Source organism: Streptomyces nidicola, assembly GCF_050106155.1.
Taxonomy (GTDB): domain Bacteria; phylum Actinomycetota; class Actinomycetes; order Streptomycetales; family Streptomycetaceae; genus Streptomyces.
The window spans coordinates 4,665,364-4,678,428 of the sequence record NZ_JBNBPI010000001.1; the positions used below are offsets into that span (position 1 = coordinate 4,665,364).

The window sequence follows — 13,065 nt, forward strand, 5'->3', positions numbered from 1 at the left end:
CTGTTAGGGCTGTGTGGTGAAGCTTTGCCCTGCCTGTGAGTACAGGGCGGCCACATCAAGCCCCGCCGGCGTTTGAGGCGCGGGGTCCGGGGCAGAGCCCCGCGACGTCGGCACGGGTGGCGCCATGGTCGCGTAGGCCGGCAGATGCACGGTAAAGACGGTGCGGCCGGTCACGCTCTCGACCGTCACAGACCCACCGTGCGCGGCCGCGACCGCCTGCACGATGGCGAGGCCGAGGCCGGTCGAGCCCGCCTTCCTGGAGCGCGAGGAGTCGCCGCGCGCGAACCGTTCGAAGACGTGCGGCAGCAGCTCGGCGGGGATGCCGGGGCCGTCGTCCTGGATGTCGAGGCAGACCCAGGGGCCGTGCCGGTGCACGCGGGCCGTGACGGTGGTGCCGGGCGGTGTGTGCGTACGGGCGTTGGCGAGCAGGTTGACGAGGACCTGGTGCAGGCGCGCGGAGTCGGCGAGCACGGTGGCCGGTTCGTCGGGGAGTTCGAGGCGCCACGCGTGGTCCTGGTCGGCGGCACGGGCATCGCTGAGCGCGTCGACGACCAGGGGGGACAGGTCGGTCGGCTCGTACGAGAGCGGGCGGCCCGCGTCGAGCCGGGCGAGCAGCAGCAGGTCCTCGACGAGCCCGGTCATCCGGTCCGCCTCGGACTCGATGCGGCCGAGCGCGTGCCGGGTGTCGGGGCCCGTCTCCTCGCGGCCGCGCCTGGTCAGCTCGGCGTAGCCGCGGATGGAGGCCAGTGGCGTACGCAGCTCATGGCTGGCGTCCGCGACGAACTGGCGCACCCGCATCTCGCTCTGCTGGCGCGATTCGAGGGCGCCGTGCACATGGTCGAGCATGCGGTTGAGCGCGGCGCCGACCTGCCCGACCTCGGTCCTGGGGTCGGCCTCGGACTCGGGGACGCGCTCGTGGAGCATCACCTCGCCGCTGTGCAGCGGGAGTTCGGAGACACGGGACGCGGTCGCGGCGACGCGGCGCAGCGGCCGCAGATTCACGCCGACCATGATCGCCCCGGCCGCGCCCGCCGCGACGAGGGCCGCGGCGGCGACGAGGAGCTCGGTGACGATGAGCTTGTTGACGGTGGAGTCGACCTCGGCGGTGGGGCGGCCCACGTAGAAGTCGCCCTTGGCACCGGTGACGTACTCGATCCGGTAGGAGCCGTAGCCGGGCAGGTCGACCGTGTACGCGTCGAGATCCTTGTCGTCGACGCCGACCGTGGTGTCGCCGTCCTTGGAGACGGAGTTCAGGACCTCGAGAGCGTCGTCGGACAGGGCCTTGGCCCGGGTCTGCGTGCGTCCGTCGGTGGTCTGTTCGTCGACGCTGATCTTGCCGGACGTGATCTGGCCGTCCGCCGAGACCTCGGCGCCGATGGTGCCTGCGGGGGAGCCCAGGGTGACGAAGGCCAGATCGCCCATCTGTGCGGCGGGGCCGCTGGCACCGGGGTGCGGCTGGTCGCCCGGCCCGCCGGACGCCCGCATCGCTATGCCCGTCACCTGCTCGTCGAGCTGGCTGTACAGATACGAGTGCAGCGAGACGGTCGACACGACCCCGATCACGGACGCCACCACGGCCATCAGTGCGACGGCCGTGACGACGAGCCGGGTGCGCAGCTTCTGGGGCCGCGGGGCGCGTGGGGCCTGCCCCCTGCGCTTCACGACGCGGTGGCGGCCATGGCCGGCTTGATCAGGTAGCCGGCGCCGCGCCGCGTGTGGATCATCGGCTCGCGCCCGGCGTCGATCTTCCTGCGGAGGTACGAGATGTAGAGCTCGACGACGTTCGCCTGCCCGCCGAAGTCGTACGACCACACGCGGTCGAGGATCTGCGCCTTGCTGAGCACGCGCCGCGGATTGCGCATGAGGAAGCGCAGCAGCTCGAACTCGGTGGCGGTGAGGTGGATGTTGTCCCCACCCCGCGACACCTCGTGGCTGTCCTCGTCGAGCATCAGGTCGCCGACGACGAGCACGGACTCGCTGCGCCGGTCGGCGGCGCCGGTCCGCCGGATCAGCCCGCGAAGCCGCGCGACGACCTCTTCGAGGCTGAACGGCTTGGTCACATAGTCGTCGCCGCCCGCCGTCAGGCCGGCGATCCGGTCCTCGACGGCGTCCTTGGCGGTCAGGAAGAGCACGGGCACTTCGGGCAGCTCGCGGCGCATCCGCCCGAGCACGCTCAGCCCGTCCATGTCCGGCAGCATCATGTCGAGCACGACGGCGTCGGGCCGGAACTCACGCGCGGTCTGCACGGCTCCCGCGCCGTCGCTCGCGGTGCGGATCTGCCAGCCCTCGTAGCGCAGGGCCATGGACAACAGCTCGGTGATGGACTGCTCGTCGTCCACGACAAGCACACGGACGGGACTCCCGTCCGGCCTCAGCAGTTCGGTACGCCCCTGGGGCGAGGTCGCGGTCATGGTGCAACCATGCGACGCGCCTCTGAGAGCCCCCTTTCCCGAACCTGTGAAAACTCTGAGAAATCCACAGGGGGCACTCAGGAAACAGGCCTTCGCGCAGGCGGGGGTCGGCCGAGCCCGAGCGGCTGCTCAGCCCAGTCCGAACAGCGCGACCGCGTTCTCCCGGCAGACCGCCCGCACCCAGTCGTCCCCGAGCCCGAGCCGCTCGATGGCCTCCAGCTGATGCACGTACGGATACGGGATGTTCGGAAAGTCGCTGCCGAGCAGCACCCGGCCCCCGAGATCGGAGAGCCGCGCCAGCTCGCCCCTCGGGAACGGCGCCTGCCGCTCGACGAAGTCGGTGAACGCCATGGTCGTGTCGAGCCGCACCTCCCCGTATCTCTCGGCGAGGTCGAGGAAGTCGGTGTACTCGGGCATCCCCATGTGCGCGACCACCAGCGGCAGCCGCGGATGCCGTGCGAGCAGCCGCGCGATCGGCTCGGGCCCGGTGTGCTTGCCGGGCGCGGGTCCGGACCCGCAGTGCGTCACGATCGGCACCCCGGCCTCGGCGAGCAGCCCCCACACGGGGTCGAGCAGCGGATCGTTCGGCTCGTAGGCCCCCACCTGCACATGCGCCTTGAACACCCGCGCCCCCGCCTCCAGGGCCTGGCGCACATACGCCTCGACGCCCGGCTCGGGGAAGAAGGTGGCGGTGTGCAGACAGTCGGGCGTCCGGGCGGCGAAGTCGGCTGCCCACTCGTTCAGCCACGGCGCCATCCCCGCCTTGTGCGGATACAGCATCGAGGTGAAGGCCTCGACCTTGAACTCCCGCAGCCTGGCCAGCCGTTGATCCTCCTCCTCGCGGTACGTGATCGGCCACTCGGTCCCGACGAGCGGCCCGGCGGAGTCGAAGTACGCCCACACCTTGCGCAGCACACGCTCGGGCATGAAGTGGGTGTGCACGTCGACGAGGCCGGGCAGCCGGTACCGGTCGAGGAACGCGCCGACCCGCTGGGCCTCGGGCACGGTGTCGGGCTCAGTCACGCCGGAACTCCTGACTGCGCTCGACCTTGGCGACGTGCACGGTGTACCGCTCGTACCACTCGGCGCGGCCCTGCTTCTGCACGGCGCGGTGCTCGCCGAAGGACCGCCACTGCTCGATGGCGGCGGAGTCGCGGAAGTACGAGACGGTGATCCCGAGCCCACCGGGATTGCGCGCGGACTCGTGTCCCAGGTACCCCGGTATCTCCTTGACCAGCTCGTCCATCCGGTCCGCTGCCTCCCCGTAGCCACGGTCTCCCGGGGTCCGCACGGAGCTGAACACCACGACGTAGTAGGGCGCTTCAAAGGCGGGCAAGGGCCGCACCGCAGGCCCGTCAGCCGCATCGACGTGATCACTCATGTCCATACGATCCCCCGTCCCCGGGCGCGGGGAAAGGGAATTGGCCGATCGGCCGGTACTCGTCCGGAACCCGCTAGAAGAGCCCACCCTGCACCCCCGGCACCTCCCGCACCGCGAGCCTCGCCCCACTCGCCCCCTCCGGCACCCGCTCCAACGGCCACCCGGCAAGCACCCTCGTATCAACAACAAGGCGTCGCCCTTCGTCCCCCTCGACGAGATGCAGATCGGGCCCGGCAGCAGCGACCACCCGCCCCGCGACGACATCGCCCACACCGAGCCCGCTCACCACACCATCAACCCGGTCGATCCCCGCCAGTCCGAAAACCTCCCCGTGATCCACCACCTCGCACGGCAGCCGCTCCAGCGACTCGGGCCACCCGTCGAGCCCCGCCGCGACGCCATGCGCCCGCACCAACTCGGCGCCCCGCTCACCGAGCCCCGGCAGCCCGCCCCGCACGGCCCGCTTCCTCTCGTACGGAATCCGGTCCGGCACCCCGAGCGCCACCCGCAGCAGCTCCTCGGCCCGCCGCGCCGCCATCAAGGGCCCCCGCCCCAGCCACGTAAAGGCAACGGCCCCCTGCTCCAGCAGCCGCGCGCCGCCTCTCGCCACACCCGTGATCCCCACCTTCACGAGCCCGTCCCCGAACCACGCCAAATACACGTGGTACGGCCGCGGGTCATCGGCGATGGTGTCCGCGGCCACGGACCGCGCCCGGTCGATCGCGGCACACTCCGCGCACTGCGCCCGCGTCCCCCGCACCGGCACGGCATCCCGCCCCGGGCAGACGGTCCACCGTCCTGACCGCCACACCCCGAGACACCGCCGCTCCCCACCGACCCGGAACGCCACACCCTCCCCGAACCGCACCCCACTCTCGCGCTCGCCCCCGCCGTCCCCCACCCACCCGAAGACCGGCCCGCCCCCACGCCACCGCATTCCGGTGCACCACCACGTCATACGAGCCAGGATGGCGCACACCACTGACAACACCCGCACAACGCAAGAGGCCCCGGATCGCTCCGGGGCCTCTTGTCTGTGTGCACTCGGCAGGATTCGAACCTGCAACCTTCTGATCCGTAGTCAGATGCTCTATCCGTTAAGCTACGAGTGCTTGTCTTTTCTCTTTTTGTTGTCTCCGTTCCCGGCCTTTCGGCCCGTCCCGGCGACAAGAAGAACATTACATGACCGCCGCCGTCATGTGAAATCCGATTGCCCCACCCCGCCTGACCTGCGGAAACGCGCTGGGGGCAGTCGGCCGCCACCCCGGGAAGCACCGAAGCCCCGGTCCTGGTGGACCGGGGCTTCGGGTCTTGCTGCGGAGGCGGAGGGATTTGAACCCTCGATGGGGGGTAAACCCCAAACCGCATTAGCAGTGCGGCGCCATAGACCGGACTAGGCGACGCCTCCAGCGCAGCTCCCTCTCGCGGATGCGCGAGTGGGTGCGTGCAGATGATGACACAGCTGAACGCCGCGTCACCAATCGCCCCCCACGGTACTAGGAGGGCAGGCCACAGGGCAAAGCCAGGGTGTCGGGCCGCAACGTCGGGGTGGGTACGGGCGTTGAGCACGGCATGTTCATGCGCGTTTCTTCTCGACTCCTCGGCTCCGTCGCGACCGTCGTCGGTCCGCTCGCCCTCCTCGCGGCCACCCCCGTCGCCGCGCACGCGGACGCGGGCACGGGGCTCGCCCGCCCCACCGACCACCTGACCATCACCGTCGCCGACTCGGACAACGGCAGCGACGGGACGTACGAGCTGGAGTGTTCGCCCGCGGGCGGGACGCACTCGGACCCCGGCGCGGCCTGCGGGCGGCTCGACGAGCTGGAGGCGCAGGGCATCGACCCGTTCGCTCCCGTCGCCGGCGACGCGCGCTGCACCATGCAGTACGGGGGCCAGGCCACCGCCCGCGTCACGGGTACCTGGCACGGCCGCGCCGTCGACTCGTCCTACGCGTTGACCGACGGATGCGAGATCTCGCGATGGCAGCAAATGGAGCCCGTGCTGCCTGCGACCGGGCCGTGACCCTCGGTCCCATGGTCACAGGGTCGTGACTCGGCCCGCTCGGGATCCCCACATCCTCTACGTGGGCTCCGTCGCATCCGGCGCCTCCAGTCCAACCTCTGCCCGTAGACTCCCTCCCGTGATACGCCGCGGACCACGAGGCAGGATGGTCCGCGCGGTCGGCAAGTCGCAGTAATCAGGGAGGAACCGTCGTCGTGAGCAGCAGGCCATCCCGAGGCGCTGCTCGCCTCGCAGCCATACTTGACGCGCTTCCGGACGGGTTGTTGCTCGTCAACACCAACGGAACCGTGGTCAACGCCAACTCCATCGCCCTGGAGTCCTTCGAGGCTCCGGGCACGGCACTTGTGGGGCGCGGCCTGCTCGACCTGCTGCCCGAGTTCGACTCACGGCTGATCCCCGGCTCCATGCGCCGGCCCGACACCGTGACCGACGAACGCGGGCGGACCAAGCCGACGCGGATGACCGCGCGGCGCACCGACGCCAGCGAGTTCCCCGTCGAGGTGACCTCCGCGAACCTCTCCGACGGCGCTCGGGACGCGGTGGACCCGTACGGCTCCAGTGGCGGCCAGAGCTACAGCGGCTCCGAGCTGCTCATGCTCGTCGTGCGGGACCTGTCGGGAGCCGTCGACACCGAGGCCGAACTGGCCCGTTCGCAGCGGCAGACCGAGATGATTCTGCGTGCCGCTTCCGAGGGCGTCGTGGGCACCGACACCGACGGGCGGATCGTTCTCGTCAATCCCGCCGCCGCGCAGATCCTCGGCTTCCGGGCCAGCGATCTCGGTGGCCAGGAGCTGCACCCGCTCATCCTGCACTCGCGTCCGGACGGCGAACCGTTCCCGTACGAGGAGTCCCCGCTCGCCGACACGCTGCGCTCCGGACGCAAGCACCGGGTGCGCGGCCAGGTGCTGTGGGCCAAGAACGGCGCCAAGGTGCCCGTCGACATGACGACGGCGCCGGTGCGCGACGGGGACCAACTGGTCGGCGCCGTCATGACGTTCGCCGACCGCAGCTCCGTCGAGAAGCTGTCCGTCGAGCACGCCGAGGAGATCGCCCGGCGCGACGAGGCCGCCGAGCGGGAGCGCGAGGAGCACGCCGCCGAGCTGCGGCGGGTCACCGAGGAGAGCGCTGCCGAGCTGGCGCGGGTCACCGAAGAGGGCGCCGCCGAGCTGGCGCGGGTGCGCGAGGAGCTGGGCTCCGAGCTCACGTCCGTACGCGAGGAGCTGACCGGCGAGCTCGCCGCCGTCCGCGAGCAGCACGCCGAGGAGCTGTCCGCCGAGAAGGAACGGGGCGCCGCGCTCGCGGAGCGCGAGAAGGACCGCTACGAGGCCCTGGCGGCACGCCACACGCAGCTGCTCGCCGTGCTCGGGCAGTCGCTGCGCGGGCCGTTGGACGAGCTGCGGCACGAGCTGAGCCAGCTCGCCGCCGACGACGCGGGCCAGTTGTGGCCCGAGGCCAACCAGGTGCTGCACCATCTGGCCGCCGGCTACTCGCGGATGACGACGCTCGTCGACAACGTGCTGGCCTACCAGACCCTGGACGAGGGCGGTTCCCTGCTCTCCCGTACGAACGTCATGTTCGACGCCGTCGTGGCCGCCGGTGTCGACGGGGCCGTCGAGCTGATCGGTCCCGGCCGCGTGCAGTTCGCCGTGCACGCGCCGCCGATCGAGGCCGAGGTGGACGCGGGACGGCTCGCGACCGCGCTCGCGCACCTGATCGCCGACGTCGCCGGGATCGACGCGACCGGCAACGCTCGGACGCCCGCCACGCCCGGATACGTCGACTCGACCGTCGTCGTGGCCGCCGCGCAGCGGGGCGCGAATGTACGTATCGAGGTACGCGGCCCCTACTCGGGCGGTGACCCGGTGCACGAGCCGATCGTGCAGGGCATCGTGCGGGCGCACGGCGGTGTGCTGCAGACGCACGAGATGCCGGGGATGAGCGGCAGCGCGTACGTACTCGAAGTGCCGATCGGCACGGGGGCCGGGGTCGTTCCCGAGGGCGGGCCCGTTCCCGCTGCCGGGATCGTCCCCGACGTTCCCGAGGCCGGTGGCGTTCCCGACCAGGAGGCCGGGCCCTCCGCGGCTCCCGGCGGCGAGCCCGCCAACGTCTCCGTGGAGGGCTCCGAGGCCACCGGGTCCCAGGAGGCCTCCGCCGAGGCGAGCGCGAACCTTCCCGCGCAGGCCACCGGTGGAGGCAGCAGGCGCCGCAGGGCGCGGCGGGCCGCCGGGCCCTCGACGGACGCGTTCCTGGAGAGCAGCGTGTCGGGCGCCGGGCAGCCGACGGCGACTCCCTCCAGCGGTACGGGCCGCAGGCGCGGACGCCCCGCGCCGGAGGAGGCTGCCGCCCAGGGCTCCGTGGTGACCTCGGCCGAACACGAGACGGCTTCCCCGGCGTTGGGCGAGACGGTGCCGCCGCAGGGCGTGCCCGCGCCGACCGGGCGCAGGGCCCGACGCGCCGGAGGCCAGGAGCAGGCCGCCCTGCCCGCGCTGCCGTCCGGGTCCACTCCCGAGCAGGGTGCCGAACCGGCGCAGGGTGAGCTGGAGTTGGCCGGGGCCGGTGCCGGGCAGCCGTCCGGGCGTCGGGCGCGGCGTGCGCTCGGCAGTTCCCAGCCGGCTCAGGGCACGCAGGACGCGCAGGCTCCGCAGAACGCGCAGAACGCACAGGGTGCTCACGGGCGTGGGCAGCAGGCGAGGGCCCAGCAGGCGGGTCCGCGCGAGGTGTTCGCGCTGCCGCCCGCCGAGGCGGACCGCACGCCGGAGGCCCCGGCGGAGGCCCCGGCGGAGGCCAATCCCGTTGCCGATGCCGATGCCGAAGTGCGGGCCGAGGCGCAGCCCGGTGCGCAGGCCGATGTGCAGGCCGCCCCCGGCGACGTATCGCAGGACGTGCAGGGCGCGCAGGATGCGAAGGACGCCCCGCAGGAAAGCGGCGTGCAGCCGCAGCCGCAGCCCCTCCCGTTGCCGGACGAGGCGCACCAGCACGACACCGCCAAGGCGCACCCGGCGCAGGACCACACGCCGCCGCAGCCGCACCCGGCGCAGCCCACGCCTGCCCTGGGCACGCCCACGACGGGTGGCGCGGGCACCGCGCTGCCGCCGGAGAACAAGCCGGGCGGCAGGCCGGTCAACAAGCCGGAGGCACTGGCGGCGGACCAGGAGCAGGGCCAGGGACGGGGACAAGCCCAGGACCAGGGCCAAGCCCGGGCTCAGGCCCAGGCCTCGAACCAGGCACAGCCTCAGCCGACTACGCAGCCGGCCCCCCAGCCGGAGCCCGAGCCGGCGACTCAGCCGGTGGCCCAGCCGGAACCGCAGCCACAGCCGCAGCCCCAGCCGGAGCCGAAGAGTGCCCCGGCCGACGAGTCGGAAAGCGCCCCGACGGCCCCCGCCGAGAGCGCCCCGGCCCCCGCCGCGGCCCAGCCGCTGCCCGCCGAGGCCCCGAAGCCGCAGGCTCAGGACCAGGCCCCGTCCGGCGACACGAACTCGACGCAGGGGCGCGCCTTCAGCGTGCGCACGCTGGGGCAGGGCGTGCCGTTCGGACGCCAGGTCTCGCAGCAGCGTCGTCCGCAGCCGCCGGCTCCCCAGCCGCTCCCGCCGCAGGCCCCGCCGCGGCCGAACACCGCGCCGCAGCAGAGCCCCGCGCAGGGACAGGCACAGGGCCAGACGCAGGGCGGTTCGGGAACGTCCGGCGGCACGCTCGGCGGCTCCGGGCGGCGGCGCAAGCTGTCCAACCGCCAGGAGAACCGTCAGGAAAGCCGCCAGGACGGCCGCAAGGAGCAGCCGGACACCGGCAGCACCACGCAGCCCCCGGCGCAGAACACCCCGCAGCCGAACACCCCGCCCCAGGGCACCGCTCCCGGCACGCCCCCGCAGGGCACGCAGGCCCGGCCGCACCCGCAGCCCCCGCTCCTCTCGCCGAACGCCTCCGAGGGCGGCGGCCGCGCGTACGCGATCGGCGCACCCGACCAGGACGGCGTCGAGGGCCCGGAGCCGCTGGACGGCCCCGGCGGTGCCGTGGAGGTCGCGAACCGGCCGCAGCCGATGCCGATGGACGACGAGTTGCCGCCCGAGCCGCTCGACAACCCGCGCCGCCTCCTCGTCTGGCCCGCGCCGGACGTGGCGACGCAGCAGGCGCTGAGCGACCGTGGCTACCGCCCGGTGACCGTGCACTCCCGTGAGGAGGTCGACGCGCAGATCGCGGCGTTCCCCGCCGCGCTGTTCGTGGACCCGCTGACCGGACCGATCACGCGGACCGCGCTGCAGTCGCTGCGCCAGGCGGCGGTCGCGGCCGAGGTGCCGGTCCTGGTGACCGCGGGCCTCGGGCAGGCGACGCGCGAGGCGGCGTACGGCGCCGACCCCGCCGTGCTGCTCAAGGCGCTCGCGCCTCGGGACAGCGAGCAGCACCCGCCGCGGGTGCTGCTGATCGAGGAGCACGAGGAGATCGCGCTCGCCCTGACCGCGACCCTGGAGCGGCGCGGGATGCAGGTCGAGCGGGCCGCGAACGACGCGGACGCGGTGGCCATCGCGTCCGAGCTGCGGCCGAACCTCGTGGTCATGGATCTGCTGCAGGTACGTCGCCGGCAGGCCGGCATCATCGACTGGCTGCGCGCGAACGGGCAGTTGAACCGCACTCCGCTGGTCGTCTACACGGCCGCCGTGGAACCCGCCGAACTGCCGCGGCTCGCGGCGGGGGAGACGGTGCTGTTCCTGGCGGAGCGTTCGACGAGCACCGAGGTGCAGGGCCGGATCGTGGACGTACTGGCGAAGATCGGCACGAACTGAGCCTATGAAGATCGGCACGAACTGAGTCTCAACACACGTACGGGGGCGGCCCTTTCGGGCCGCCCCCGTTTCACGTGAAACAGGCCGTCACAGCCTGGTGACGTCCAGGTCCCCCTCCGCGTACTGCTTGCGCAGCACCTTCTTGTCGAACTTGCCGACGCTGGTCTTCGGGACCGCGGGGATGATCGTCCAGCGCTCCGGCAGCTGCCACTTGGCGACCTTCTCGGCGAGGAACGCACGCAGCGTCTCGAAGTCGGCGCTCGACCCCTCCTTCAACACCACCGTGGCGAGCGGCCGTTCGCCCCATTTGTCGTCGGGGACGGCGACGACCGCGGCCTCGGCGACGTCCGGGTGGGACATCAGCGCGTTCTCCAGGTCGACGCTGGAGATCCACTCACCGCCGGACTTGATGACGTCCTTGGCGCGGTCGGTGAGCGTGAGGAAGCCGTCGGGGCTGATGGTGCCGACGTCGCCGGTCTTCAGCCAGCCGTCCTCGCTGAACTTGTCCTCGGGGCGCAGCACTTCATTGCCGTAGCCGCCGTAGTAGGCGCCCGCGATCCAGGGGCCGCGCACCTCCAGCTCACCCGCGGACTCGCCGTCCCAGGGCAGCTGCTCGCCGCCGGGGCCGGTGAGCCGCCCCTCGACGCCGGCCGGGAAGCGGCCCTGCGTGAGCCGGTACGCGAACTCCTCCTCGCTGCCCGGCTCGGCGCTCGCCGGGGGACGGGCGACGGTGCCGAGCGGGGAGGTCTCCGTCATGCCCCAGGCGTGACAGACGCGCATGCCGAGGTCGTCGAAGGCCTTCATCAGCGAGGGCGGACAGGCGGCCCCGCCGATGGTGACCTGCGTGAGCGTGGAGACGTCGCGCGGCTTGGCTGTGAGCTCTGCGAGCAGACCCTGCCAGATGGTGGGGACGGCCGCGGCGTGCGTGGGGCGCTCGGACTCGATCATCTCGGCGAGCGGTGCGGGCTGCAGGAAGCGGTCCGGCATCAGCATGTTCACGCCGGTCATGAACGTGGCGTGCGGCAGTCCCCAGGCGTTGACGTGGAACTGGGGGACGACGACGAGCGAGGTGTCGGCGTCCGTGAGGCCCATCGACTGCGTCATGTTGACCTGCATGGAGTGCAGGTAGATGGAGCGGTGCGAGTAGACGACGCCCTTCGGGTCGCCCGTGGTGCCGGAGGTGTAGCACATGGCCGCCGCCCGGCGTTCGTCCAGCTCCGGCCAGTCGTACGCGGTCGGCCGGTCCGCGATCAGCTCCTCGTACTCGTGCACCTGTGCCTGGGCACCGTCGAGTACGGAGCGGTCGCCGGGCCCGGACACCACGATGTGCTCGACCGTCGGCAGCTTCGAGAGCAGCGGGGCGATCATCGGGAGCAGCGAGCCGTTGACGAGGACGACCTTGTCTGCGGCGTGGTTCACGATCCACGCCAACTGCTCGGCGGGCAGCCGCAGATTGAGCGTGTGCAGGATCGCGCCCATGCACGGCACGGCGAAGTACGCCTCGACGTGCTCCGCGTTGTTCCACATCAGCGTGGCGACCCGGTCGTCCTCGCGCACGCCGAGCTCGTCGCGCAGCGCGTTCGCGAGCCGGCCCGCGCGCTCGGCGGCTTCGCGGAAGCTGCGGCGGTGCGGCTCCGCCTCGCCGGTCCACGTGGTGATCTGGGACGAACCGTGCACCCGCGCGCCGTGTTGCAGAATGCGGGTCACGGTCAGCGGTACGTCCTGCATCGTGCTCAGCACGGCGTCCTCCCGGTGGGCGCTACGGAGCAGTAAGGTTCCGCCGATTCTCACTGCATACCACGCGGTATGTCACTACTTCCGGGAATGATCGATCACCGAATCACTCGGGAAGCGCCGCTGGTCACGCCGTGTGCCGCAGTTCCGGGTCCTCGCGGAGCTTGCCGAGCGCCCGCGACACCGCGCTCTTCACGGTGCCGATGGAGACGCCGAGCACCTGGGCAGTCTGGGCCTCGCTCAGGTCCTCGTAATAGCGCAGGACGACCATCGCCCGCTGCCGCGCGGGCAGTTTGGTGATGGCGCGCCACATCGCGTCGTGCAGCGCCTGCTGCTCGGCGGGGTCCCCGGCCGGCGCCTCCCGGTGCTCCGGCAGCTCGTCGCAGACGAACTCGTCGACCTTGCGCTTGCGCCACTGCGAGGTCCGGGTGTTCAGCAGGGCCCTGCGCACATACCCGTCGAGCGCCCGGTGGTCCTCGATCCGGTCCCACGCGACGTACGTCTTCGCAAGCGCGGTCTGCAGCAGGTCCTCGGCATCGCACGGGTTCGACGTCAGCGACCGGGCGGTGCGCAGCAGCACCGGCTGGCGCGCCCGGACGTACGACGCGAACGACGGGTACATCGCGGGTGCCGGGCGCGTCACGGAATGGGTGCGCGGCGCGGCCTCGGCTGCGCTGGTGCGTACAGGCGCCAGAGTTGCGGTCATGGCTCCACGCTATGAGCGCCCCCTACTTCCGGGGAT

The 13,065-nt window shown here is 72.2% G+C and carries 9 protein-coding genes and 2 tRNA genes; 2 read left to right on the forward strand and 9 right to left on the reverse strand.

Features of this window, described 5'->3' with window-relative positions:
• Nucleotides 1–3: 3 nt before the first annotated feature.
• From ACOKM3_RS21300 to ACOKM3_RS21330, 7 genes are all read right to left on the reverse strand, one after another.
• The gene (locus tag ACOKM3_RS21300; protein WP_426906859.1) at nucleotides 4–1,581 is read right to left on the reverse strand and encodes a HAMP domain-containing sensor histidine kinase; all 1,578 of its coding nucleotides are present in this window, start codon (nucleotides 1,579–1,581) and stop codon (nucleotides 4–6) included.
• 77 nt (nucleotides 1,582–1,658) lie between these two features.
• Nucleotides 1,659–2,411 carry a response regulator transcription factor gene (locus tag ACOKM3_RS21305; protein ID WP_426902655.1) on the reverse strand — a complete coding sequence of 251 codons (753 nt, stop codon included), beginning with the start codon at nucleotides 2,409–2,411 and terminating at the stop codon, nucleotides 1,659–1,661.
• 129 nt (nucleotides 2,412–2,540) lie between these two features.
• Nucleotides 2,541–3,434, reverse strand: a complete 894-nt coding sequence (locus ACOKM3_RS21310; RefSeq protein WP_426902656.1) for an amidohydrolase family protein — start codon at nucleotides 3,432–3,434, stop codon at nucleotides 2,541–2,543.
• A complete protein-coding gene (locus ACOKM3_RS21315) occupies nucleotides 3,427–3,792 on the reverse strand; it encodes an antibiotic biosynthesis monooxygenase family protein (protein WP_426902657.1) in 366 nt (121 codons plus the stop codon). Before ACOKM3_RS21315 ends, ACOKM3_RS21310 begins: the two co-directional genes overlap by 8 nt.
• A 73-nt stretch (nucleotides 3,793–3,865) precedes the next feature.
• Nucleotides 3,866–4,750, reverse strand: a complete 885-nt coding sequence (locus ACOKM3_RS21320) for a DUF2797 domain-containing protein (RefSeq protein ID WP_426902658.1) — start codon at nucleotides 4,748–4,750, stop codon at nucleotides 3,866–3,868.
• Between the two features lie 81 nt (nucleotides 4,751–4,831).
• Nucleotides 4,832–4,904 (reverse strand) — tRNA-Arg (locus ACOKM3_RS21325).
• 205 nt (nucleotides 4,905–5,109) lie between these two features.
• Nucleotides 5,110–5,200, reverse strand: a tRNA-Ser gene (locus ACOKM3_RS21330).
• A 170-nt stretch (nucleotides 5,201–5,370) separates the two neighbouring features.
• Between ACOKM3_RS21330 and ACOKM3_RS21335 the strand changes: the two genes are divergently transcribed.
• Entirely contained in the window at nucleotides 5,371–5,814 is a 444-nt protein-coding gene (locus ACOKM3_RS21335) for an SSI family serine proteinase inhibitor (protein WP_426902659.1), read from the forward strand.
• Between the two features lie 194 nt (nucleotides 5,815–6,008).
• Nucleotides 6,009–10,589 (forward strand): PAS domain-containing protein, encoded by a 4,581-nt coding sequence (locus ACOKM3_RS21340; protein ID WP_426902660.1) that lies wholly within the window; start codon nucleotides 6,009–6,011, stop codon nucleotides 10,587–10,589.
• Between the two features lie 87 nt (nucleotides 10,590–10,676).
• Here the strand turns inward: ACOKM3_RS21340 and ACOKM3_RS21345 are convergent, their stop codons facing one another.
• Complete coding sequence (locus ACOKM3_RS21345; RefSeq protein WP_426902661.1) at nucleotides 10,677–12,329, reverse strand: long-chain fatty acid--CoA ligase; 1,653 nt, start codon at nucleotides 12,327–12,329, stop codon at nucleotides 10,677–10,679.
• Between the two features lie 121 nt (nucleotides 12,330–12,450).
• On the reverse strand, nucleotides 12,451–13,029 hold the full coding sequence (locus ACOKM3_RS21350; protein ID WP_426902662.1) for a SigE family RNA polymerase sigma factor: 579 nt from the start codon (nucleotides 13,027–13,029) through the stop codon (nucleotides 12,451–12,453).
• Nucleotides 13,030–13,065: the final 36 nt, after the last annotated feature.

What these genes read in the sequence shown, in the direction of transcription:
- ACOKM3_RS21300 (WP_426906859.1), bottom strand. Translation starts at nt 1,581, where the DNA reads ATGGCCGTGGTGGCGTCCGTGATCGGGGTCGTGTCGACCGTCTCGCTG.
- ACOKM3_RS21350 (WP_426902662.1), bottom strand. Translation starts at nt 13,029, where the DNA reads ATGACCGCAACTCTGGCGCCTGTACGCACCAGCGCAGCCGAGGCCGCG.
- ACOKM3_RS21315 (WP_426902657.1), bottom strand. Translation starts at nt 3,792, where the DNA reads ATGAGTGATCACGTCGATGCGGCTGACGGGCCTGCGGTGCGGCCCTTG.
- ACOKM3_RS21335 (WP_426902659.1), top strand. Translation starts at nt 5,371, where the DNA reads ATGCGCGTTTCTTCTCGACTCCTCGGCTCCGTCGCGACCGTCGTCGGT.
- ACOKM3_RS21320 (WP_426902658.1), bottom strand. Translation starts at nt 4,750, where the DNA reads ATGACGTGGTGGTGCACCGGAATGCGGTGGCGTGGGGGCGGGCCGGTC.
- ACOKM3_RS21305 (WP_426902655.1), bottom strand. Translation starts at nt 2,411, where the DNA reads ATGACCGCGACCTCGCCCCAGGGGCGTACCGAACTGCTGAGGCCGGAC.